The following is a 21,602-nucleotide window of genomic DNA, read 5'->3' as shown; positions in this document are numbered from 1 at the left end:
GCACAATGGCGGGCTTTTTGAAGGATTTGGTCGGAGAGACAGGATTCGAACCTGCGGCCTTCTCGTCCCGAACGAGACGCGCTACCTGGCTGCGCTACACTCCGATGAACGAAATCCTACTGCATGGTTTTTTCGAACGCAAGCCCTTGTTGTTAAAAGGGCTTAGGCTCAAAACAGGGCGCTCGATCAGAGCTCCTTGACGGTACGAACCTGGTCTTTGTTCAGGCGCGTACGCTTGCCATCAAGTTGCTCGAACTCGTAGAAGCCAGAGTCCTCGTCAAAGGACGGAGTGTCCACAGCCTGGATCTCACGACCGTCGTTCAGGGTGATCACGGTTGGCGAGGCGCAGCCAGCGAGGGCGCCCAGGCCCAGGGCGAGCAGAAAGGCGGGAAGGGTCCGTTTAATCATCGTGTTTCTCCAGTGCGATGGTGCTAGATGACGTTAAGACGCAAGGCGTCTGCGCAAGTTCCTTCTAGAGTGCAGCATAGCGCCAATCGCTGAGTATTGACCTGGGTCTGTCAAGGTTGCCGCAGGGCAGCCTGTGATATAAATGCGGCCATCCCTTTCCCCTGCGATGAACACTCATGAAAGCCAAGGCAGATACCCCCTTCGTGGCCCTGAATATTGCCGTGCTGACGGTCAGCGACACCCGTACCTTTGAAACCGACACCTCCGGGCAGATGTTCGTCGACCGCCTGACTGCGGCGGGCCACCAGCTGGCTGAGCGTAAGCTGCTCAAGGACGACCTCTACAAGATCCGCGCCCAGGTTGCCACCTGGATCGCCGATGACCGCGTGCAGGTCGTGTTGATTACCGGTGGCACCGGCTTCACGGGGCGCGACAGTACGCCTGAGGCCGTGGCCTGCCTGCTGGACAAGCAAGTGGAAGGCTTCGGCGAGCTGTTCCGGCAGATCTCCGTTGCCGACATCGGCACGTCGACCGTTCAGTCGCGCGCCTTGGCCGGCCTGGCCAACGGCACGCTGGTGTGCTGCCTGCCGGGCTCGACCAATGCTGTGCGCACTGGCTGGGACGGTATCCTTGCCGAGCAGCTCGATGCCCGCCATCGCCCGTGCAATTTCGTTGCGCACCTGAAGCAGGCAGCGGCTTGTGAAAGCCGTGGCTGAGGCGCCGCAGGCCCGGCCATTGATGCCGGTGGAAGAAGCGCTGGAGCGCCTGCTGGCCTTGGCCGAGGCCGCGCCGATCAAGGACACCGAAACCGTCCCGCTGGCCGAGGCCGAAGGCCGGGTGCTGGCGACCGACCTGGTTGCCTCGCTCGACCTGCCGCCCTGGCCCAACAGTGCCATGGATGGCTACGCACTGCGCCTGGCCGATTGCCAAGGCCAGCCGTTGCCCGTCAGCCAGCGCATTTTTGCCGGGCACGCGCCCGAGCCGTTGCAGCCCGGCACGTGCGCGCGGATCTTCACCGGCGCCCCGCTGCCGGCCGGTGCCGACTGCGTCGAGATGCAGGAAAACACCGAGGTGCTGGAGGATGGCCGGGTGCGTTTCCTCGAACCGATCAAGCCTGAGCAGAATGTCCGTCCCCAAGGCCAGGAAACACGCCAGGGCGAACAGGTGATGGTCGCAGGAACGCGCCTGGGCCCGATCGAACTGGGGTTGGCCGCAACCTTGGGGCATGCTCAACTGCAGGTGGTGCGTCGGGTACGGGTGGCAGTGTTGTCCACCGGCGACGAGCTGGTCGAGCCAGGTTTGCCACTGGGCCCAGGGCAGATCTACAACAGCAACCGCCGCCTGCTGGTCAGTTGGTTGCAACGCCTGGGCTGTGAAGTGCGCGACATGGGCATCCTGCCTGATGACCTGGTGCGGACTCGCCAGTGCCTGGCCAGCCTGGGTGATGTCGACCTGATCCTGTCCACCGGGGGAGTTTCCGTGGGCGAGGCCGATTACCTGGGCGCGGCGCTGCGTGAGGCGGGCGAGCTGGCCTTGTGGAAGCTGGCGATCAAGCCAGGCAAGCCGCTGACATTCGGGCATTATCAAGGTGTGCCGGTGATCGGCCTGCCAGGCAACCCTGCGTCGACGCTGGTGACCTTCGGCCTGCTCACGCGCCCTTACTTGCTGCGCCGCCAAGGGGTTGCCGAAGTCACTCCGCTACGTTTCGACGTGCCTGCGGGTTTCGATTGGCCCAAGGCCGGAACCCGTCGCGAATACCTGCGGGCGCGGATCGACAACGGCCGGGTGCGCATCTACAAGAACCAGAGCTCAGGCGTGTTGCGCAGCGCCGCCTGGGCTGAGGGCTTGGTGGAGGTGCGCGAAGGCAGCACGCCGCAGCAGGGTGACAGCGTACCGTTCATACCGTTGAGCGAACTACTTGGTTGATCGCCCTAGCCACGGGTCTATAGGTTGCGGGGCGGTGGCAGGCGCTGACTGGGTCAGGCGCATGTGCACGTTCTCCAGTTGCTGCGCCGCCACGCTCCAGTCATGACGATGCCGGGCAAACTGGCGGCCGGCCTCGCTCAGTTGGCACATGCGCCAGGGTTGGTTGAGCAGTTGGGTAATCAGCAGTGCCAACTGGTCACCGTCATCGCTGCCCAGGTAATGCTCGCCGTTGTTCACGGCAAGGCCTGAAACGCCCTTGCTGGTGGTGATCACCGGCAGCCCGGCAGCCATGGCTTCGAGAATCTTGACTTTGGAGCCGCCGGCGTATCGCAGAGGGGCGAAGAACAGCGCCGAGCGCCGCTGCAGTTCGCGAAGGTCAGGGCGATAACCCAGCCATTCGATGCGGGGATCGTTCCAGTGCAGCTTCCATGAGGCCGGCATGGCATGCCCGGCTATGGCCAGGCGCACCGCAGGGTTGCTCATCCACACCTGCGGCAGGATTTCTTCCAGCGCCCATTCGATGGCCTCAAGGTTCGCACCGTATTCGAAGTTGCCGACGAACAGCAGTCGCTGACTGTGCAGTGCGGGACATACCTGTTGGTAATACTCGCAATCCACACCGTTGACCACTACGTTCACTGGGCGCCCGCTGATCTGGCTTATCAGTTCGGCGTCATGGGTGCTCACCGCAACCACTTCGGTGGGCTGGCAGAGTACGCGTTGCTCCCAGCGACGATAGCGCCAACGGTCGAACGCATTGAGCGGGCGCAGCCAAAGTGGCAGGCGATCATGGCAGGCGGCGCCCATCACCGATTCGAGTGTGTGTTCGCTGAGCATGTAGGGCAGGCCGCGGGCCTGCAGGGCTTTTTCGAAGGGTTGGAAGCCGTAGCTGTGCTCGATCTGGATGACATCCCAGGGCTCGTCCAGCAACTGCTCGAAGCGGTGGCGCAGGCAGGGCGCCAAGCCATTGATGATTGCCCGCATGGGGTAGTCGATGATCGGTGAGGCCAGCAGGTTGAGCGGGCTGTGCAGCGCCCGGCGGGGTAGCACGATCAGCCGCTCGACCAGTGGCTCCAGCGTTTCGCGGGTGGCATCGTTCAGCGGGACTTTCGACTGCACCAGCAAGGTGATCCGGTGCCCGTGCTGCGCAAGGGCGCGCAGCAGGTGGTATTGCCGGGTCTTGCTGCCGCTGGTGGTTGGCCAGGGTAGGTAGGGCAGCGTCCAGAGTATGCGCATGAACCACAATCCTCGCTAAAGGCTGCAGACAAAAAACGCGCCCGTGGGCAGTCAGCCAATGGCTACAACCGGGACGCGTCCATACATTTGAGTAAAGCCCACGCTATCGTCTTCGCCCAGGTACTCGCTTGTGTCGATCATGCAGGGGATGAGAACGCTCATTTCACAGTCTCGACTCGGGCGCTGCACGTAGCGCTAATGGGCAGCTTGCGAACTGCCAAGGCTCTGGCGGCAAAAAGTCAAAAAACCGACTTGTTTATTGTGCCTTATCGGTTTTGGCCAAATATTTGTCGATCATGCGCCTGATGGCCGAAGCTTTCAATCCTGTTGATGTGGGCCTGACCGGTTTTTGTTCACATGGGTGTCTGGCGTTGGCGCATGATCAGCCGGTGCATGCAGCAATCTGCCTGCGCCTGTGGTCGAGATCTGCAATGAGCGGTCCCTTGGGAGAAGCGTGATGGGTAAGGCAATGGTGATCCTGCACGGCAAGCAGGCGATGAACGAAGATGTGCGCAAGGCCGTCCTCGCCCAGCGTGAGCGGGGCTGGACGCTGGATGTGCGGGTGACCTGGGAAGCAGGTGATGCCCAGCGGCTGGTTGCCGAGGCGCTGGCGGCTGGCTACACCCATGTGGTCGCAGGAGGCGGCGACGGTACTTTGCGCGATGTGGCCGAAGCCATGGGGCAGGCAAATACTCAGGCCAGCCTGGCATTGCTGCCTTTGGGTACCGCCAATGATTTCGCCAAAGCCGCTGGTGTGTCATTGCAGCCGGCTGAGGCGCTGGCGCTGCTGGATATGCCGGCACGGCCAATCGACTTGGGCAAGGTTGGCGACCAGATGTTTCTGAACATGGCCACGGGCGGGTTTGGCAGTCAGGTCACGGCAAACACCTCCGAGGACCTCAAAAAAGTGCTGGGCGCAGCGGCCTACCTGTTCACCGGGCTGTCGCGCTTCAGTGAGTTGCAGGCCGCGTCGGTGGAGCTGAAAGGCCCGGACTTCCACTGGCAGGGTGACTTGCTGGCGCTGGGCATCGGCAATGGCCGCCAGGCAGGTGGCGGTCAGGTATTGTGCGCCGATGCCCTGGTGGATGACGGCCTGCTCGACATCGCTATCCTGCCGGCACCGCAAGAAGTGGTGGGGGCGCTGCGTGAGCTGCTGGCCGGCGAAGGGCTGTTCGTTCGTGCGCGCTTGCCCTGGGTAGAGATCAAGAGCTCCCAAGGCCTGGACATCAACCTCGATGGTGAGCCGTTACAGGCTGACAGCCTGCGCTTCGAGGCCCTGCCTGCGGCGCTGCGCCTGCATCTGCCGCCAAACTCGCCGCTGCTCAGTCATCCAGGCTGATGATTTTCTCGCGCACGGCAAACAGTACCAGCCCGGCGACATCGTAGATCTGCAGGCGTTTCATGATCTGCGAGCGATGGGTTTCCACCGTTTTGATCGAAAGGGCAAGCCCGGCAGCGATTTCGCGAGTGGATTTGCCCCGTACGATCAGGCGCAGGATTTCCAGTTGCCGTGCAGTGAGGTTATGGCGGTCGATGTTTGGCTGCTTGCCCTGCTGCGCACGCATCAGCGCCTGGTTGATCACCGTGTGGGCGATGGCCGGGCTGAGGTAGCGCTCGCCACTGCGTAGTGCGGCCAGTGCCTGCTCCAGCTCCTTTGCGGTGGCGTCTTTGAGCAGGTAGCCGTGGGCGCCGCTTTCCAGGGCGCGCATGATCAGGTCCGGGTCGGTGTGCATGGACAGGATCAGTACTTTGCAGGTGCTGCCAGAGGCGCGCAGCAGGGTGAGGGCATCGAGGCCGCTGGTCGAGCGCATGGAAATGTCGAGCAGCACGATGTCGGGCGCCAGTTGCTGGGCTTGCTCGAGCAGTTGGCCGCCATCGTCGGCTTCGCCGACCACGGTGTAGCCGGGTATGTCAGACACCAGGGCACGGACCCCGGCTCGAATCAGCGAATGGTCATCGACCAGCAGCAGTCTACAGGTCATCGGATAGCAGGTGTCCTGGCGCGTTCATGGGTGCGTGGTGGCCATGGGAACAAGACCTCGATCCGGGTGCCGAGGCCAAGCTGGCTGGTAATTTTCAGTGTGCCCTGGAGCGCTGTGGCACGCTCCTGCATGCCAGCCATGCCGCGCTGGCCTGCCTCAGCCGGATTGGCGGCGGGGATGAAGCCTTGGCCATCGTCCTCTATCGACAAGCTCAGGCCGGTGGGGCTGCGCTGCAGGCGGATGGTCAGGTTGCGCGCCTTGGCATGGCGCAATATGTTGGTGACCGCCTCTTGCGCGATGCGAAAAGCAGCCATGGTCACCTCCTCGCAAATGCCACCCAGCCTTTGATGGCATTCCAGGCTCCAATGCATGTCGGTGCTGCCTAGCGTGCGCACCAGATGGGCACGCAGGCTGGCTTCCAGGCCAAGGCTGACCAACTGCCGGGGATTGAGGATGGCAGAGACGTCACGCACCTTGCTCAGGGTGTCATCGAGTGTGCTGTGCAGGGCGCCGCATTGCGTCTGCAAATCGCTTGGCAGCCGCCGCTGCAACCACTCCAGCTGCAATTTGGCAGCGGTCAGCAGTTGGCCGATGTCGTCATGCAGTTCGCGGCTAAGGTGCTGGCGTTCGCTTTCCTGGACTTTGAGCATGCGATCGGCCAGTTCTGCCGGGCGCAAGCTGATAGACCTGGCACCCTGGCTCAGGTGCCAGCCGACCCCGAACATTGCTATCAGATGCAACAGCATCAGGCTGGCCGGTATGGCATGGCCGCCGGTGAACAGCAGCAGGTTGGCAAACAGCGACGCCACGCACAGCAATGCAGTCGCCCAGCGCAGCACAGTGGCGAGGGAGCGGCAACGCAGAGCATTCTTCAAGCGTGGGAGCATAGAGGGGAAGCCACTGTAACCTTGCTGATGGAGGCCTTGCGCATGTCTTGCCGCAGGCTTTGGCGTGGTGCTTTCAATATTTGCCAAGTGCGCGTTGAGGCGATCCATATACGGGTGACCGGTATTTGTTAGTGCGCATGGTATCACTTCAGGCCGGTTTGGTCGCGAGCGGGGAATGCTTTGAAACCTCAAGGTTTGCGGGGCGATCAGGGGGGAGCGATGCCTGATTTGAGCAGCAAATAGCCACCATCGATTGGCCTGCTCGGTTCAACTTGCGCGAATCCCGGTAGAACAGGGTGTGGCAACTTTCAGCCCTTCACAAGTTGGATCCTGATTCGGTAAAGCACCGTCGCCTTAGTTGCAAACCGTCAATGACTGCTAGTGCGTTTATCTGCGCAAGTTGGGCGACTGGCCATGGGGCCGGCCTGGTGCGTGCCAGCACATTCGCTACGGGTTTCCTGTCAAGGCGCACACGTTTGCGGCAATGGCTGGTCCAGTGCTTTTGCCAGTTCGGCAAGCAAGTTGGTTTGTTCGCTGGCATCAAGGGCGAGCCGCCCGGTGTGCGCATCGACAAGCTCCAGTTGCCAGGCCAGCAGGGTCAGGCAGGCCGCCAATGCAGGCAAAGCATGATTGTGCAGGTGCAACTGCCTGCAGGCTGGAGCGAGCAGTTGCTGCAAGGCAGAGGCGTATTGGGCGACTTCAAGCAGCCCCAGGCCGCTGGCGCGCCGGGCAAGAGTATCGAGGGTGTTGATGAGGCAATGGCAGGCGTCGGGGTCATTGGCGATCAGTTCCAGGTGCTGAAGGCACTCCTGGGACTGGGTCAGCAACACTTGCGCATCCAGCAGAAAGTCCTGCAGGGCGCTGCTGTCGAAAGCTGAACTGTCCATCATGAGGCCCCGGGCCGCAGCGCGGGAGCGGGTGATGGCCAAGCCGTGTCGTTCGCTAGCAAAAGCCTGACTCCATTCATGCAGTGAGAATGGCGTCACATTAATGGCTAAAGGATAGCGCGAACATCAGGTTGCACCCGGTTGACGCTAAGGGTTTCCCTGATATTGCTCTAGGGGGGCGACAGCTGCTCCAGGCAATGGGCCCAAGGTTGACTGGCTGCAGTAAAGCATGATGTTAATGTGATATCAATTGGCCCGCGAAGCATTTTCGCTCAAGGGTCAAGCTGCGTACGCAACCGCCGATATAGGGTGGATGAACTCACATTATTCCGACTTGAGCCTGGGGGTTTTCCAATGGCTGGCATTCTCGACACGGTAGACCAACGAACGCAACTGGTGGGTGAGAACCGCCTGGAAATCCTGATGTTCCGCCTGGCCGGGCGCCAGTTGTTCGCCATCAACGTGTTCAAGGTGCAGGAAGTGCTGCAGTTGCCCAAGTTGACCTTGATGCCGCAGCGCCACGCGTTTGTCTGTGGCGTGGTCAACCTGCGTGGGCAGACCTTGCCGGTCATCGACCTGTCCCAGGCAATCGGCATGCGCCCGCTGCAGCCGGGGCCAGACAGCACCATCATCGTCACCGAGTACAACCGCTCGGTGCAGGCGTTCCTGGTAGGTGGGGTCGATCGCATCGTCAATATGAACTGGGAAGCCATCATGCCGCCGCCTTCCAGTGCCGGCCGTCAGCATTACCTGACGGCAATCACCAAGGTGGACGAAAAGCTGGTGGAGGTCATTGACGTCGAGAAGGTGCTGGCCGAGATCGTGCCTTACAACGCGAAGGTCTCCAACGACAAGCTCGCTGACCCGATATTGGCTCGCGCCCGTGGCCGCGAAGTGCTACTGGTGGATGATTCCAGCGTGGCGCTGGCGCAGCTGCGTGACACCCTTTCGCAACTGGGGATGAAACTGCATGTTGCCAGCGACGGCCTGAAGGCCTTGCGCATGCTCAAGGGCTGGGCCGATGCAGGCGAAGATGTGTGCGAAAAACTGCTGATGGTGTTCACTGACGCGGAAATGCCTGAAATGGACGGTTATCGGCTGACCACCGAAATCCGCAGTGATGCGCGCCTACGCAAGCTGTACGTGGTGTTGCACACCTCGCTGTCAGGCAGCTTCAACGAATCCATGGTCAAGAAAGTCGGCTGCGACAATTTCCTTTCCAAGTTCCAGCCTGATCGTTTGGTCGAAGTGGTCAAGCAGCGTTTGCTACTGGATTCGACCACTGCGTGATCCTTGCGGCTGCCGGGTATAATCTGGCATTTGGCATGGCACGAGGCAGGCAGGGATGTTTCTGAGCGAGCTGTATCGGTATCCGGTGAAGTCGGGGCAGGCGCAATGTCTGCAGTCTTCACTGGTCGATAATCTGGGTTTGTCGGGTGACCGGCGCTGGCTGGTGGTCGAGCAAGACAACGGACGCTTTCTCACCCAGCGCGCCTGGCCGCAGCTCAGCCAGCTCAAGGCTGGCGAAGGGGCGGCAGGTACGCTGCTGCTGGAGGCCCCGGGCCTGCCAGCTCTGCAGGTGGCGGTGCCGCCTGCAGATGACGGCCTGCGCGGTGTGACCATCTGGCGTGACACGTTGCGTGTGCCGGATGCCGGCGATGAGGCCGCAGCCTGGCTATCGCAATTGCTCGGCAAGCCAGTGCGACTGGTCCACTGCCCCGAGCATCGGGCGCGCTACCTGCCCAGCGGTTATGGCTTGAACAGCGACAGGGCGGCTTTCCCCGATGGTTTCCCGTTATTGCTGATTGGCCAGGGGTCGCTGCAGGAGTTGAACCGGCGCATTGGCCGGCCCATGGAGATGCTGCGTTTTCGACCGAACCTGGTGGTGCAGGGTGCAGAGCCGTTTGCCGAAGATGGCTGGAAGCGCATTCGTATTGGCGGGCTTGAGTTACGCGTGCTCAAGCCGAGCGTGCGGTGCATCTTCACCACGCTGGACCCTGAAACCGGAGAGCGCAGCCCGGACCGGGAGCCGTTGGCCACGCTCAAGACCTTTCGCGAGCGCGAAGGTGACATCCTGTTCGGGCAGAACCTGGCGGTGGATGGCCGTGGTCGGCTTGAGGTGGGGATGGAAGTCGAAGTGCTGGAGTAGTGGTAGCAAGTACCTGCCTCTTCGCGAGCTGGCCCGCGAAGAGGCGGCATTGCTTCACATGTCGTCGAAATACCGCTCGTGCCAATCTACCAACGGCTGGGGTGCATTGAGCTTCTGCCCGTAGATCACCGAGTAAGACAGCACGTTCTGTACATACTGACGCGTCTCGTCGAACGGAATCGACTCCACCCACACGTCAAAGCTTAGGTGCTTGGCACCTTTGAGCCATTGGCGCACGCGCCCGGGGCCGGCGTTGTACGCCGCCGACGCCAGCACCCGATTGCCGTTGAACTGGCCGTGTACCTGGCTCAGATAGGCTGCGCCCAGCCGAATGTTCGTGTCCGGGTTGAGCACCTGGCGCGGTGACGCCAGCGGAATGCTGAACTTGCGCGCGGTTTCCTTGGCTGTGGCCGGCATCAACTGCATGAGGCCGCTGGCACCTACACTGGAGCGCGCATCCTCCATGAAGGCACTCTCCTGGCGTGTGATTGCGAACACCCAGCTTGAGTGCAACCCGCGCACCTTGGCTTCACGCACCAGCGTATCGCGGTGGGCCATCGGGAAGCGGATATCGAGGTCGTCCCAGTACTTGGCCAGGCTGATGGTGCGAATGGCCGGGAAATACCAGCGCAGGTCATAGGCCAGGCGCGCCTGGGCAACCATTTCGTCGCGGCTGAAGTGTCGGCTGACGTGATACCACTCGCGGCGACCGTCGACGATCTGGCCGCGGGCATGGAATTCCAGGGCACGCTGGATTCCAGGAGTGTTACGCACCTTGCTGACCAGTTGCGGGCTCAGCACCAGTGGCCGGTTGTTGAGCTGGTAGGGCGTTTGCGCCCGGTCGGCGGCGAGAAAGCCATAGAAGTCCCGTTCGCGTGCCACGTTCCTGTACAGCAGAAGGCTTTGCGGGTTGTTTGGCTGGGCCAGTTCCAGGCTGCGTGCTTGCCAGTATTGCCAGCGGCTGGTACTGGCCAGGTCCTGCGGCAGGCGCTTGGTCAGTTCGTAGGCATCTTCCCAGCGGCCCAGGCGCAGCAGCAGGCGCAGACGCCATTCGCTGACCGTATTGTCCCGCAACTGCGGGTCGTAGCGCGTCATCAGGTCAAGGGCACGCGGGTCGTAGCGGCGTGCCAGTGTCAAACCGATTTCGCGGGCGATCGCGACTTTTTCGTCCGAGGAAAAGTGCATGCGCTGTGCATAGTCGTCGAGCAGCGCCATGGCACGCTGCGGGTCCTGGCGAGCCAGGCGGCGCAGGCCCAGGCTGACGACATCGGACATGGCCTCGTTGACCGGTGTGAAGCGCGATGGCTGGTTGAGCAGTTCGGGCTTTTGCGCCACATCGATTAACAGGCGGCCTTGCGGGCCAAGCGTGGTCAGCGATTTGACCAGGCTGTTGGCCAGGGAGTAGTTACGCGCCTGCGCTGCCAGTTTGGCGCGGTTCCAGCGCTTGGCCTCGGTCAGCTGACCTTCGGCGGCCCACATGCCGAACAGGGTGTCGCAGGCGGCCGGTTGCGACTTGCCCACGTTCCACAGCTTTTCGGCGCTGGCATAACCTTCGGCGCGCAGGCCATGGCTCAGCTGGTACTGGCCGTTGAGGCAGTCCAGTTCGGTGAAGTTGAGCTTGGGGTCATAGTATTTGACGAAGGTGTTCCACTCGCCGCGTTCGGCCAGCCAGCGCAGCCAGCGCAGTTTCATCCAGTTGGCCTGGGGAAGGTCGCCATGTTTGGCCAGGAACGCTTCTATTTCCTGGTTGCTGGCGCTTTTCAGCCGAGCGGTCAGTTCGTCGTAGGCCAGGTAGGGCGTCAGCGGGTAGTCGCGCAGGGCCTGGGCATAGCGCAGGTACGGGCCCTTGTCGCCCTTGGCCAATGCACGCTTGGCCTCGTCGTAGTACTGACGTTGCTGGGAGAGGTCGATGGCCTGTGCCGCGCTGGCGGTGGCGGCGGTAAGCAGCAGGCAGGAAGCAATCTGTAACAGGCGGCTGCGCATGATACGTCCGGGCAGTTGAACCATGGGAAAGTGACGGCGGAGCCAGCACTGTTGGAAGCTATTGTTCTAGCTTAGCTGTTTGCCGGCAGCGGGTGAAAGCGCTGTGCTTGTATCAAGGCATTAAGTTCGACCGGATGTCGCAATGCCCTGGCAGCGCGGTCAACTTAATGCCGGAACGGGCCAACTCAGGTAGAATGCGCGCCCGCTTTCTGGAGACGAACATGACCCTGCTCAAATTCAGCGATGTGTCCCTCGCATTCGGCGCGATGCCGCTGCTGGACAAAGTGTCCTGGCAGATCGCCCGTGGCGAGCGGGTGTGCATCATCGGCCGTAACGGCACCGGCAAGTCGAGCATGCTGCGCCTGGTCAAGGGCGAGCAGAAGGGCGACGACGGAGAGATCTGGCGCGCACCTGGCCTGAAGATCGGCGAACTGCCGCAAGAACTGCCAGTGGCTGACGAGCGGACAGTGTTCGACGTGGTGGCCGCAGGCCTGGATGGCGTTGGCGAACTGCTTGCCCAATTCCACCACCTGAGCCAGAACATCCAGGGCGACGATGACCTGGAAAAACTCATGCATGTTCAGCACGAGCTCGAAGCCCGTGACGGCTGGCGCCTGCAGCAGGTGGTGGAGAGCACCTTGAGCCGCCTGCAACTGCCTGCCGACAAAACCCTGGCCGAGCTGTCCGGTGGCTGGCGCCGCCGCGTGCTGCTGGCGCAGGCGCTGGTGTCAGAACCCGATCTGCTGCTGCTCGACGAGCCGACCAACCACCTGGACATCGGTGCCATCGCCTGGCTCGAAGAGGCCCTGCGCGGTTTCAACGGGGCGGTGCTGTTCATTACCCACGACCGTTCCTTCCTGCAGAACCTGGCAACCCGCATCCTTGAACTGGATCGCGGCGGGCTGATCGACTGGAACGGTGACTACGCCAGTTTCCTGGTGCACAAGGAAGCGGCGCTGGCCGCCGAAGAGACGGCCAACGCGCTGTTTGACAAGCGTCTTGCCCAGGAAGAAGTGTGGATTCGCCAGGGCATCAAGGCCCGCCGTACCCGTAACGAAGGCCGCGTGCGCGCACTCAAGGCCTTGCGTGTCGAGCGCAGCGAGCGGCGGGATCGCCAGGGCAAGGCGAACATCCAGATCGAGGCCGCCGAGAAATCCGGCAAGCAGGTGATGGTGCTGGAGAATGTCAGCTTCCACCACGCTGGAGGGCCGATGCTGGTCAAGGACTTCTCCATGGTCCTGCAGCGCCAGGACCGCATCGGCCTGCTGGGCGCCAACGGTACCGGCAAGACCACGCTGCTCAAGCTGATGCTCGGTGACCTGGAGCCTACCTCGGGCAAGGTCGAGCGCGGCACCAAACTGGAAGTCGCCTATTTCGATCAGATGCGCCACCAGCTCGATCTGGAAAAAACCGTGATCGACAACCTGGCCGAGGGCCGCGATTTCATTGAAATCGACGGCCAGAACCGTCACGTGCTCAGCTACCTGGGCGATTTCCTGTTCAGCCCCCAGCGTGCGCGCACGCCGGTCAAGGCGTTGTCGGGCGGTGAGCGTGCGCGCCTGCTGCTGGCCAAGCTGTTCAGCAAACCGGCCAACCTGCTGGTGCTGGACGAACCGACCAACGACCTGGACGTCGAAACCCTCGAGCTGCTTGAAGAGGTGCTGTGCAATTACAAGGGCACCGTGCTGATGGTCAGCCACGACCGGGCCTTCCTCGACAACGTTGTCACCAGCACGCTGGTGTTCGAGGGCGAGGGCAAGGTGCGTGAATATGTTGGCGGCTACGAGGACTGGATCCGCCAGGGCGGTTCGCCGAAGCTGTTGGGCGTGACCGAGAGCAAGGGTGGCAAATCCGAGCTCAACAGTGCGGTGGTGGAGAAGCAGGACGAGCAGGTGGCTCCGGCGCCAGCCGCAGCCGCAGCGGATGCCTCGAAGAAGAAGCTCAGCTACAAACTGCAGCGCGAGCTGGAGATGCTGCCTGGGCAGATCGATGCGGTCGAGCAGCGTATGGCGGCGGCCCAGGAAGAGGTCAACGCGCCGGGCTTCTATCAGCGGCCGATCGAAGAGACCTCGGCGGTGCTGGCCAAGCTGGAGCAGATGCAGGGCGAGCTGGATGCCTTGGTAGAGCGCTGGGCCGAGCTGGAAGGCTAAGTCAGTCCTGGCCTCATCGCCGGCAAGCCGGCTCCCCCAGGATCTCTGTGGGAGCCGACTTGCCGGCGACGAGGCCGGGCAGCCTGGATCATTCCTTCTTCTGCAACCGCACCGCCAGTACATCGCACGGCGCGCCATGCAACACGTCATTGGCCGTTGAACCCAGCAGCAACGCCAGGCCATGGCGGCCATGGCTGCCAACCACGATCAGGTCGCAGTTCTGCTCCTTGGCCAGCTGATGAATTTCTTGGCGCGGTTGGCCATAGGTCAGGTGAGAATCACCGCGGTTGATCTCGGGGTATTTGTTGAACAGGCGTTCCATGCGCTCCTTGGCCTGGTCGAACTGTTGCTGTTGCAGCTGCGACAGGTCCATTGGCACGTCACCGCCAAAGGCCATGGCCATGGGTTCGACGATATGCACCAGCGAGACCTTGGCGCCTGTGGGCTCGGCGAGCTTCATGGCTCGCTTGATCACCGGGTCGCACTCTTCGGTGAGGTCGACGGCGACCAGAAGATGTTCGTAAGGCATGAGCTGTACTCCTGACAATCGCGATAGTAGAAGTATGGTCGCTTCGGGCGGGTCTTGCGTGAAACCGAGTAACCCGCTCATTTGCAACGCTTTATGGGATCTACAGATATGACGGTATTGCTGGTGGTGTCAATCCTTGCGCTGATTCTCAGCCCGTTTGCCTGGCTGCGCCAGTCGCGCAAGCAAGGCGAGCAGATGAGCCTGCGCCTGGAGGCGCGGCGCATGGGACTGGCCATGCAACTGGCACCGCAGCAGTGGCCGCACTGGCTGGAAAAAGAGCCGCCCAGCCCCTGCCCGCAGTATCACCGGGCGCGCCGGCGTGGGCGTGAAGACAGCTGGTGCTACTGGCAGGTCAGCCCTGGTGTGTGGTGGAACCAATGGCGTGAAGTGTGTGAGGAACCGCGCCTGAATGATGTTTTCTCACGGCTGCCGGGGACTGTTTACAAGGTCGAAGCCGACAAGCGCATGCTCGCGCTGTACTGGAGCGAGCGGGGTGACAAATCTGTGTTGCAGGATATTGCCTACGCCTTCGAAACCCTCGCCTGACATCGTTTCTGCAGAGCAGAAAAGGCCAGGCAGGCCGGGAAATTCTTGAAGCCAGTCGCAGTGTAGCCAACCTGCAGCGGTGTGCATCGAAAAATGCTGCGGTGTACTTCTTGTGGTCAATCGCTGACATGAATGATCAGCAATCACTGTCATCATGATTTATACCCAGACGCTAGAAAATGACCGGAAAGTCGCGTTTCCACCATGCCTGTGAGCATTTGACAACGCCGACCTTTTCGGAGAATGTGTGCATACCCAAATCAAACGGGCGTATGAATTGAGCGTTTGTATGTCACAGCGCTCATCCAGAATCCCGACTAGCGCGCTGACGGGTGTGCCTGGGCAAGAGCAGCGAAGCGCTGCTTTTCCACCAGCGATCGGCGTGTACAGTTCAGCTTCCATATCGTGGAGATCAGTTGATGATTTACGAAGGTAAAGCCATCACGGTTAAGGCTCTTGAAAGCGGCATCGTCGAACTGAAGTTCGACCTCAAGGGTGAGTCCGTCAACAAGTTCAATCGCCTGACCCTGGACGAGCTGCGCCAGGCCGTCGATGCCATAAAGGCCGACGCCTCGGTGAAGGGCGTGATCGTCAGCAGTGGCAAGGACGTGTTCATCGTCGGCGCCGACATCACCGAGTTCGTCGACAACTTCAAGCTGCCCGAGGCCGAACTGGTTGCCGGCAATCTGGAAGCCAACCGCATCTTCAACGCGTTCGAAGACCTCGACGTGCCGACCGTTGCCGCGATCAACGGCATCGCCCTGGGCGGCGGCCTGGAAATGTGCCTGGCGGCCGACTATCGGGTCATGTCCACCTCTGCCAAGATCGGCCTGCCGGAAGTCAAGCTGGGTATCTACCCTGGCTTCGGCGGTACCGTGCGCCTGCCGCGTCTGATCGGCTCGGACAACGCCATCGAGTGGATTGCCGCCGGCAAGGAAAACCGCGCTGAAGACGCCCTGAAAGTCGGTGCGGTCGACGCCGTCGTCGCCCCTGAACTGCTGCAGGCCGGTGCCCTCGACCTGGTCAAGCGCGCCATCAGCGGTGAGCTGGACTACAAGGCCAAGCGCCAGCCCAAGCTGGAAAAGCTCAAGCTCAATGCCATCGAGCAGATGATGGCCTTCGAGACTGCCAAGGGCTTCGTCGCTGGCCAGGCCGGCCCGAACTATCCGGCGCCGGTCGAAGCCATCAAGTCGATCCAGAAGGCCGCCAACTTCGGTCGCGACAAGGCGCTGGAAGTCGAGGCAGCAGGCTTTGCCAAGCTGGCCAAGACTTCGGTTGCCCAAAGCCTGATCGGCCTGTTCCTGAATGATCAGGAGCTCAAGCGCAAAGCCAAGGCCCATGACGAAATCGCTCACGATGTGAAGCAGGCTGCCGTGCTCGGCGCCGGCATCATGGGTGGCGGCATCGCTTACCAGTCGGCGGTCAAGGGCACCCCGATCCTGATGAAGGACATCCGCGAGGAAGCCATCCAGCTGGGCCTGAACGAGGCGTCCAAGCTGCTCGGCAACCGCGTCGAAAAAGGCCGCCTGACTCCGGCGAAGATGGCCGAGGCACTCAATGCCATTCGCCCGACACTGTCCTACGGTGATTTCGCCAACGTCGACATCGTCGTCGAAGCCGTGGTCGAGAACCCGAAGGTCAAGCAGGCAGTGCTGGCTGAAGTGGAAGGCCAGGTGAAAGAAGATGCGATCCTTGCGTCCAACACCTCGACCATCTCCATCAACCTGCTGGCCAAGGCGCTCAAGCGCCCCGAGAACTTCGTCGGCATGCACTTCTTCAACCCGGTGCACATGATGCCGCTGGTCGAAGTCATCCGTGGCGAGAAGTCCAGTGAAGTGGCGGTCGCCACCACCGTGGCCTACGCCAAGAAGATGGGCAAGAACCCGATCGTGGTCAACGATTGCCCGGGCTTCTTGGTCAACCGCGTGCTGTTCCCGTACTTCGGCGGCTTCGCCAAGCTGGTCAGCGCTGGTGTCGACTTCGTGCGCATCGACAAGGTCATGGAGAAGTTCGGCTGGCCGATGGGCCCGGCCTACCTGATGGACGTGGTCGGCATCGACACCGGCCACCACGGCCGCGATGTGATGGCCGAAGGCTTCCCGGACCGCATGAAGGACGAGCGCCGCTCGGCCGTCGACGCCCTGTATGAGGCCAATCGCCTGGGCCAGAAGAACGGCAAGGGTTTCTATGCCTACGAAACCGACAAGCGTGGCAAGCCGAAGAAGGTCTTCGACGCCACCGTGCTCGATGTGCTCAAGCCGATCGTCTTCGAGCAGCGTGAAGTCACCGACGAAGACATCATCAACTGGATGATGGTCCCGCTGTGCCTGGAGACCGTGCGCTGCCTGGAAGACGGCATCGTCGAAACCGCTGCCGAAGCGGACATGGGCCTGGTATACGGCATTGGTTTCCCTCCGTTCCGTGGTGGTGCGCTGCGTTACATCGATTCGATCGGTGTGGCCGAATTCGTTGCCCTGGCTGATCGGTACGCCGATCTGGGGCCGCTGTACCACCCGACCGCGAAGCTGCGCGAAATGGCCAAGAACGGCCAGCGCTTCTTCAGCTGAGCAGCCAACGCCTTTGAGAGAGTAGAGCGAGATTATTGATATGAGCCTCAATCCAAGAGACGTGGTGATTGTCGACTTCGGTCGCACCCCGATGGGCCGCTCCAAGGGTGGCATGCACCGCAACACCCGTGCTGAAGACATGTCTGCGCACCTGATCAGCAAGCTGCTGGAGCGCAACGGCAAGGTCGACCCCAAAGAAGTCGAGGACGTGATCTGGGGCTGCGTCAACCAGACCCTGGAGCAGGGCTGGAACATCGCCCGCATGGCGTCGCTGATGACCCAGATCCCGCACACCTCGGCCGCCCAGACCGTCAGCCGCCTGTGCGGCTCGTCGATGAGCGCGCTGCACACCGCCGCCCAGGCGATCATGACCGGCAACGGCGACGTGTTCGTGGTCGGTGGTGTCGAGCACATGGGGCACGTCAGCATGATGCATGGCGTGGACCCCAACCCGCACCTGTCCTTGCACGCTGCCAAGGCTTCCGGGATGATGGGCCTGACTGCCGAGATGCTCGGCAAGATGCACGGCATCACCCGTGAGCAACAGGACCTGTTCGGCCTGCGTTCGCACCAGCTCGCACACAAGGCGACGGTCGAAGGCAAGTTCAAGGACGAGATCATCCCGATGCAGGGCTATGACGAGAACGGTTTCCTGAAGGTCTTCGACTTCGACGAGACCTTTCGCCCGGAAACCACCCTTGAAGGCCTGGCATCGCTCAAGCCTGCGTTCAACCCCAAAGGTGGTACGGTCACAGCCGGTACTTCGTCGCAGATTACCGATGGCGCTTCGTGCATGATCGTCATGTCTGGCCAGCGTGCGATGGACCTCGGTATCCAGCCGTTGGCGGTGATCCGCTCCATGGCAGTGGCTGGTGTGGACCCGGCGATCATGGGCTACGGCCCTGTGCCGTCGACCCAGAAAGCCCTGAAGCGTGCCGGGCTGACCATGGCCGATATCGACTTCATCGAGCTCAATGAAGCCTTTGCTGCACAGGCCCTGCCAGTGCTCAAAGATTTGAAAGTGCTCGACAAGATGGATGAGAAGGTTAACCTGCACGGCGGCGCCATTGCCTTGGGCCACCCGTTCGGTTGCTCCGGGGCACGCATTTCCGGCACCCTGCTCAACGTCATGAAGCAAAATGGCGGTACGTTGGGCGTGGCCACCATGTGCGTCGGCCTCGGTCAGGGCATCACCACTGTCTTCGAACGCGTCTGATCGCGTAGCGGGACAGCAGCCGGGGCCTTGTGCCCCGGCTTTTGTTTTTTTACAGAATTTGTTTCAAGAGGGAAGGCGACATGCAGATACAACCAGGCGTATACCGGCATTACAAAGGGCCTGAGTACCGTGTCTTCAGTGTCGCACGGCACTCCGAAAGCGAAGAGTGGATGGTTTTCTACCAATGCCTGTATGGTGACCACAGCTTCTGGGTACGACCACTTTCGATGTTCCAGGAGTCGGTCGAGGTTGACGGCGAGCAGGTGCCACGCTTTGCTTTGGTCAAGGCCGAAGAAGGGTTGCCTGAACGGCTTGGCAAGGCGCACGAGTGAACGACCGCGCTTGACCTCACTCTATTGCCACTATATATAGCGGTGCCGCGTCCGGCACCTGACGCGTTTTTCATCTTCAGATTCAGGAATACTCCGATCCATGGGCAAATCGCTGGTCATTGTGGAATCCCCGGCCAAGGCCAAGACCATCAACAAGTACCTGGGCAACCAGTACGTGGTGAAGTCGAGTATCGGCCACATCCGTGACCTCCCCACCAGCGGTTCGGCCAGCGCCAGCAAAGAGCCGGCCGCCAAGCGTGGCAAGGCTGCGGGTGAGGCGCCGGCCCTGTCGCCGAAAGAGAAGGCCCGTCGCCAGCTGGTGGCGCGCATGGGCGTCGACCCCGAGCACGGCTGGAAGGCCAAGTACGAGATCCTGCCTGGCAAGGAAAAGGTGATCGAAGAGTTGCGCCGCCTGGCCAAGGATGCTGACACCATCTATCTCGCGACCGACTTGGACCGCGAAGGGGAAGCCATCGCCTGGCACCTGCGCGAGGCCATCGGTGGCGACGACACCCGCTACAAGCGTGTGGTGTTCAACGAAATCACCAAAAAAGCCATCCAGGATGCGTTCTCGAAGCCCGGCGAGCTGGATATCGATCGTGTCAATGCCCAGCAGGCGCGCCGTTTCCTTGATCGCGTGGTGGGCTACATGGTCTCGCCACTGCTGTGGGCCAAGATCGCCCGTGGCCTGTCGGCCGGGCGTGTTCAGTCGGTGGCCGTGAAACTGGTGGTCGAGCGTGAGCGCGAGATCCGTGCCTTCATCCCCGAAGAGTACTGGGAGGTGCACGCCGACCTTGGCACTGCCAAGGACGCCAAGGTGCGTTTCGAGGTGACCCGCGAGAAAGGCGAGGCCTTCAAGCCGCTGAACGAAGCGCAGGCCATGGCTGCACTGAGCAAGCTCAAGGCGTCCAGCTACAGCGTGCTCAAGCGTGAAGACCGCCCGACCAGCAGCAAGCCGTCGGCACCGTTCATCACCTCCACCCTGCAACAGGCTGCAAGCAACCGCCTGGGCTTCGGCGTGAAGAAGACCATGATGATGGCTCAGCGGCTATACGAAGCGGGCTACATCACCTACATGCGTACCGACTCGACCAACCTGTCGGTCGACGCGCTGGACATGGCGCGCAGCTACATCGAGCGTGAGTTCGGCAAGCAGTACCTGCCCGAAGCACCGCTGGTGTACGGCAGCAAAGAAGGCGCTCAGGAGGCCCACGAAGCGATTCGTCCTTCCGACGTCAATACGCACCCAACCAAGCTCAGCGGCATGGAGCGTGACGCCGAGCGCCTGTACGAGCTGATCTGGCGCCAGTTCCTCGCCTGCCAGATGCCGCCTGCGCAGTACCTGTCCACCAGTGTGACCGTGGCTGCCGGTGATTTCGAGCTGCGTGCCAAAGGTCGCATCCTCAAGTTCGACGGTTATACCCGTGTGCTGCCTCAGCAGAGCAAGCCGGGCGAAGATGACGTGTTGCCCGAGATGGTCCAGGGTGAAGCGCTCAAGCTGATCCAGATCGACCCCAGTCAGCACTTCACCAAGCCACCTGCGCGCTTTACCGAAGCCAGCCTGGTCAAGGAAATGGAAAAGCGCGGTATTGGCCGCCCGTCGACCTACGCAGCCATCATTTCCACCATCCAGGATCGCGGTTACGTAACACTGCACAATCGCCGCTTCTACTCCGAGAAGATGGGCGACATCGTTACCGAGCGCTTGTCGGAAAGCTTCGCCAACCTGATGGACTACGGTTTCACCGCCGTCATGGAGGAGAGCCTGGATGACGTGGCGCAGGGCGAGCGTGACTGGAAGAACGTTCTGGACGAGTTCTACGGCGACTTCAGCAAGAAACTGCTGACGGCAGAATCAGCCGAAGGCGGCATGCGTGCCAACCAACCGACCATGACCAACATTCCGTGCAAGGAATGTGGGCGGCCGATGATGATCCGGACGGCCTCCACTGGCGTGTTCCTGGGTTGCTCGGGTTACAGCCTGCCGCCCAAAGAGCGCTGCAAGGCCACGGTCAACCTGGTGCCGGGCGATGAAATCGCTGCGGACGACGAAGGTGAATCGGAGTCGCGCGTGCTGTTGGGCAAGCACCGCTGCCCGATCTGCGCCACGGCCATGGATGCCTACCTGCTCGACGAGAAGCACAAGCTGCATATCTGCGGTAACAACCCTGATTGCGTCGGCTACGAGATCGAAGAGGGCAGTTACCGCATCAAGGGTTACGAAGGGCCGAGCCTGGAGTGTGACAAGTGCGGCAGCGAGATGCAGCTCAAGACCGGCCGGTTCGGCAAGTTCTTCGGTTGCACCAACCCTGCGTGCAAGAACACCCGCAAGCTGCTCAAGAGTGGCGAGGCGGCACCACCGAAGATGGACAAGGTGGACATGCCAGAGCTCAAGTGCGAGAAGGTCGACGACACCTACGTGCTGCGTGACGGTGCTTCTGGGTTGTTCCTGGCAGCCAGCCAGTTCCCCAAGAATCGCGAGACCCGTGCGCCGCTGGTGCTGGAGATCGTGCCGCACAAGCATGAGATCGACCCCAAGTACCACTTCCTGTGCGATGCGCCGCAGAAAGACCCCGAGGGTCGCCCGGCAGTGATCCGCTACAGCCGCAAGACCAAAGAGCAATACGTGCAGTCCGAGGTCGATGGCAAGCCTACCGGGTGGAAGGCGTTCTACGACGGTAATGCCTGGAAGGTTGAAGACAAGCGCTGATCGTGTCAGTGATGTAATTGGGGCCGCTTAGCGGCCCCAATTCATTGGTGACAAGTACACGCCGATCCCTGAAACTGCAGGTATTCGCCTTGCA

At 61.6% G+C, this 21,602-nt stretch carries 18 protein-coding genes and 1 tRNA gene; 11 read left to right on the top strand and 8 right to left on the bottom strand.

Features of this window, described 5'->3' with window-relative positions; genetic code table 11:
- Positions 1-27: 27 nt before the first annotated feature.
- Together ACMGGN_RS13835 and ACMGGN_RS13830 are read right to left on the bottom strand one after the other, a co-directional pair.
- Positions 28-104 (bottom strand) — tRNA-Pro (locus tag ACMGGN_RS13835).
- Between the two features lie 82 nt (positions 105-186).
- Positions 187-408, bottom strand: a complete 222-nt coding sequence (locus ACMGGN_RS13830; protein WP_046786473.1) for a YgdI/YgdR family lipoprotein — start codon at positions 406-408, stop codon at positions 187-189.
- Between the two features lie 176 nt (positions 409-584).
- Here ACMGGN_RS13830 and moaB point away from each other — a divergent pair, with 176 nt between their 5' ends.
- Together moaB and glp are read left to right on the top strand one after the other, a co-directional pair.
- Entirely contained in the window at positions 585-1,124 is a 540-nt protein-coding gene (gene moaB, locus ACMGGN_RS13825; RefSeq protein WP_039604205.1) for a molybdenum cofactor biosynthesis protein B, read from the top strand.
- On the top strand, positions 1,108-2,334 hold the full coding sequence (glp, locus tag ACMGGN_RS13820; protein WP_080952126.1) for a gephyrin-like molybdotransferase Glp: 1,227 nt from the start codon (positions 1,108-1,110) through the stop codon (positions 2,332-2,334). The genes moaB and glp overlap by 17 nt, the downstream gene beginning before the upstream one ends.
- Here the strand turns inward: glp and ACMGGN_RS13815 are convergent.
- Positions 2,323-3,570 carry a glycosyltransferase family 4 protein gene (locus ACMGGN_RS13815; protein ID WP_115275415.1) on the bottom strand — a complete coding sequence of 416 codons (1,248 nt, stop codon included), beginning with the start codon at positions 3,568-3,570 and terminating at the stop codon, positions 2,323-2,325. The genes glp and ACMGGN_RS13815 overlap by 12 nt on opposite strands.
- Positions 3,571-4,027: 457 nt before the next feature.
- Between ACMGGN_RS13815 and yegS the strand changes: the two genes are divergently transcribed.
- A complete protein-coding gene (yegS, locus tag ACMGGN_RS13810) occupies positions 4,028-4,909 on the top strand; it encodes a lipid kinase YegS (RefSeq protein ID WP_217433355.1) in 882 nt (293 codons plus the stop codon).
- Here yegS and ACMGGN_RS13805 read toward each other — a convergent pair.
- From ACMGGN_RS13805 to ACMGGN_RS13795, 3 genes are all read right to left on the bottom strand, one after another.
- The gene (locus tag ACMGGN_RS13805) at positions 4,893-5,552 is read right to left on the bottom strand and encodes a response regulator (RefSeq protein ID WP_046786470.1); all 660 of its coding nucleotides are present in this window, start codon (positions 5,550-5,552) and stop codon (positions 4,893-4,895) included. The two genes, yegS and ACMGGN_RS13805, sit on opposite strands and share 17 nt — an antisense overlap.
- Entirely contained in the window at positions 5,549-6,439 is an 891-nt protein-coding gene (locus tag ACMGGN_RS13800; RefSeq protein WP_115275414.1) for a sensor histidine kinase, read from the bottom strand. The genes ACMGGN_RS13805 and ACMGGN_RS13800 overlap by 4 nt, the downstream gene beginning before the upstream one ends.
- A gap of 461 nt (positions 6,440-6,900) precedes the next feature.
- The gene (locus ACMGGN_RS13795) at positions 6,901-7,326 is read right to left on the bottom strand and encodes a hypothetical protein (protein WP_196997744.1); all 426 of its coding nucleotides are present in this window, start codon (positions 7,324-7,326) and stop codon (positions 6,901-6,903) included.
- A 354-nt stretch (positions 7,327-7,680) separates the two neighbouring features.
- Here ACMGGN_RS13795 and ACMGGN_RS13790 point away from each other — a divergent pair, with 354 nt between their 5' ends.
- The gene (locus tag ACMGGN_RS13790; protein ID WP_046786468.1) at positions 7,681-8,616 is read left to right on the top strand and encodes a chemotaxis protein CheV; all 936 of its coding nucleotides are present in this window, start codon (positions 7,681-7,683) and stop codon (positions 8,614-8,616) included.
- Positions 8,617-8,671: 55 nt separating this feature from the next.
- On the top strand, positions 8,672-9,475 hold the full coding sequence (locus tag ACMGGN_RS13785; protein WP_237859542.1) for an MOSC domain-containing protein: 804 nt from the start codon (positions 8,672-8,674) through the stop codon (positions 9,473-9,475).
- 54 nt (positions 9,476-9,529) lie between these two features.
- On the opposite strand, the gene ACMGGN_RS13780 is transcribed toward ACMGGN_RS13785, so the two are convergent.
- Positions 9,530-11,458 (bottom strand): transglycosylase SLT domain-containing protein, encoded by a 1,929-nt coding sequence (locus ACMGGN_RS13780; RefSeq protein WP_046786466.1) that lies wholly within the window; start codon positions 11,456-11,458, stop codon positions 9,530-9,532.
- Between the two features lie 221 nt (positions 11,459-11,679).
- On the opposite strand from ACMGGN_RS13780, the gene ACMGGN_RS13775 reads away from it, so the two are divergent.
- Complete coding sequence (locus ACMGGN_RS13775; protein WP_046786465.1) at positions 11,680-13,608, top strand: ATP-binding cassette domain-containing protein; 1,929 nt, start codon at positions 11,680-11,682, stop codon at positions 13,606-13,608.
- A gap of 88 nt (positions 13,609-13,696) precedes the next feature.
- Here ACMGGN_RS13775 and ACMGGN_RS13770 read toward each other — a convergent pair whose 3' ends face one another.
- On the bottom strand, positions 13,697-14,137 hold the full coding sequence (locus tag ACMGGN_RS13770; protein ID WP_012313557.1) for a universal stress protein: 441 nt from the start codon (positions 14,135-14,137) through the stop codon (positions 13,697-13,699).
- A gap of 108 nt (positions 14,138-14,245) precedes the next feature.
- Here ACMGGN_RS13770 and ACMGGN_RS13765 point away from each other — a divergent pair, with 108 nt between their 5' ends.
- From ACMGGN_RS13765 to topA, 5 genes are all read left to right on the top strand, one after another.
- Complete coding sequence (locus ACMGGN_RS13765) at positions 14,246-14,683, top strand: hypothetical protein (RefSeq protein WP_039601787.1); 438 nt, start codon at positions 14,246-14,248, stop codon at positions 14,681-14,683.
- A 419-nt stretch (positions 14,684-15,102) separates the two neighbouring features.
- Positions 15,103-17,250 (top strand): fatty acid oxidation complex subunit alpha FadB, encoded by a 2,148-nt coding sequence (gene fadB / locus ACMGGN_RS13760; RefSeq protein ID WP_046786464.1) that lies wholly within the window; start codon positions 15,103-15,105, stop codon positions 17,248-17,250.
- A gap of 40 nt (positions 17,251-17,290) precedes the next feature.
- A complete protein-coding gene (fadA, locus tag ACMGGN_RS13755) occupies positions 17,291-18,466 on the top strand; it encodes an acetyl-CoA C-acyltransferase FadA (protein ID WP_414156042.1) in 1,176 nt (391 codons plus the stop codon).
- Positions 18,467-18,546: 80 nt separating this feature from the next.
- Positions 18,547-18,798 carry a DUF1653 domain-containing protein gene (locus ACMGGN_RS13750; RefSeq protein ID WP_115275412.1) on the top strand — a complete coding sequence of 84 codons (252 nt, stop codon included), beginning with the start codon at positions 18,547-18,549 and terminating at the stop codon, positions 18,796-18,798.
- A 100-nt stretch (positions 18,799-18,898) separates the two neighbouring features.
- Positions 18,899-21,508, top strand: a complete 2,610-nt coding sequence (topA, locus tag ACMGGN_RS13745) for a type I DNA topoisomerase (protein WP_046786461.1) — start codon at positions 18,899-18,901, stop codon at positions 21,506-21,508.
- Positions 21,509-21,602 lie beyond the last annotated feature (94 nt).

The organism is Pseudomonas sp. BNK-30, from assembly GCF_047456185.1.
In the GTDB taxonomy this organism is placed as follows: Bacteria; Pseudomonadota; Gammaproteobacteria; order Pseudomonadales; family Pseudomonadaceae; genus Aquipseudomonas; species Aquipseudomonas putida_E.
The sequence above is the reverse complement of the archived record's forward strand: the minus strand, read 5'-3'. Positions and strand labels throughout refer to the sequence as shown.

Coding starts and splice junctions, on each gene's coding strand:
- ACMGGN_RS13830 (WP_046786473.1), bottom strand. CDS start 408: ATGATTAAACGGACCCTTCCCGCCTTTCTGCTCGCCCTGGGCCTGGGC.
- ACMGGN_RS13765 (WP_039601787.1), top strand. CDS start 14,246: ATGACGGTATTGCTGGTGGTGTCAATCCTTGCGCTGATTCTCAGCCCG.
- ACMGGN_RS13805 (WP_046786470.1), bottom strand. CDS start 5,552: ATGACCTGTAGACTGCTGCTGGTCGATGACCATTCGCTGATTCGAGCC.
- topA (WP_046786461.1), top strand. CDS start 18,899: ATGGGCAAATCGCTGGTCATTGTGGAATCCCCGGCCAAGGCCAAGACC.
- ACMGGN_RS13815 (WP_115275415.1), bottom strand. CDS start 3,570: ATGCGCATACTCTGGACGCTGCCCTACCTACCCTGGCCAACCACCAGC.
- ACMGGN_RS13785 (WP_237859542.1), top strand. CDS start 8,672: ATGTTTCTGAGCGAGCTGTATCGGTATCCGGTGAAGTCGGGGCAGGCG.
- ACMGGN_RS13775 (WP_046786465.1), top strand. CDS start 11,680: ATGACCCTGCTCAAATTCAGCGATGTGTCCCTCGCATTCGGCGCGATG.
- ACMGGN_RS13800 (WP_115275414.1), bottom strand. CDS start 6,439: ATGCTCCCACGCTTGAAGAATGCTCTGCGTTGCCGCTCCCTCGCCACT.
- ACMGGN_RS13770 (WP_012313557.1), bottom strand. CDS start 14,137: ATGCCTTACGAACATCTTCTGGTCGCCGTCGACCTCACCGAAGAGTGC.
- ACMGGN_RS13795 (WP_196997744.1), bottom strand. CDS start 7,326: ATGGACAGTTCAGCTTTCGACAGCAGCGCCCTGCAGGACTTTCTGCTG.
- ACMGGN_RS13790 (WP_046786468.1), top strand. CDS start 7,681: ATGGCTGGCATTCTCGACACGGTAGACCAACGAACGCAACTGGTGGGT.
- fadA (WP_414156042.1), top strand. CDS start 17,291: ATGAGCCTCAATCCAAGAGACGTGGTGATTGTCGACTTCGGTCGCACC.
- ACMGGN_RS13750 (WP_115275412.1), top strand. CDS start 18,547: ATGCAGATACAACCAGGCGTATACCGGCATTACAAAGGGCCTGAGTAC.
- yegS (WP_217433355.1), top strand. CDS start 4,028: ATGGGTAAGGCAATGGTGATCCTGCACGGCAAGCAGGCGATGAACGAA.
- fadB (WP_046786464.1), top strand. CDS start 15,103: ATGATTTACGAAGGTAAAGCCATCACGGTTAAGGCTCTTGAAAGCGGC.
- moaB (WP_039604205.1), top strand. CDS start 585: ATGAAAGCCAAGGCAGATACCCCCTTCGTGGCCCTGAATATTGCCGTG.
- ACMGGN_RS13780 (WP_046786466.1), bottom strand. CDS start 11,458: ATGCGCAGCCGCCTGTTACAGATTGCTTCCTGCCTGCTGCTTACCGCC.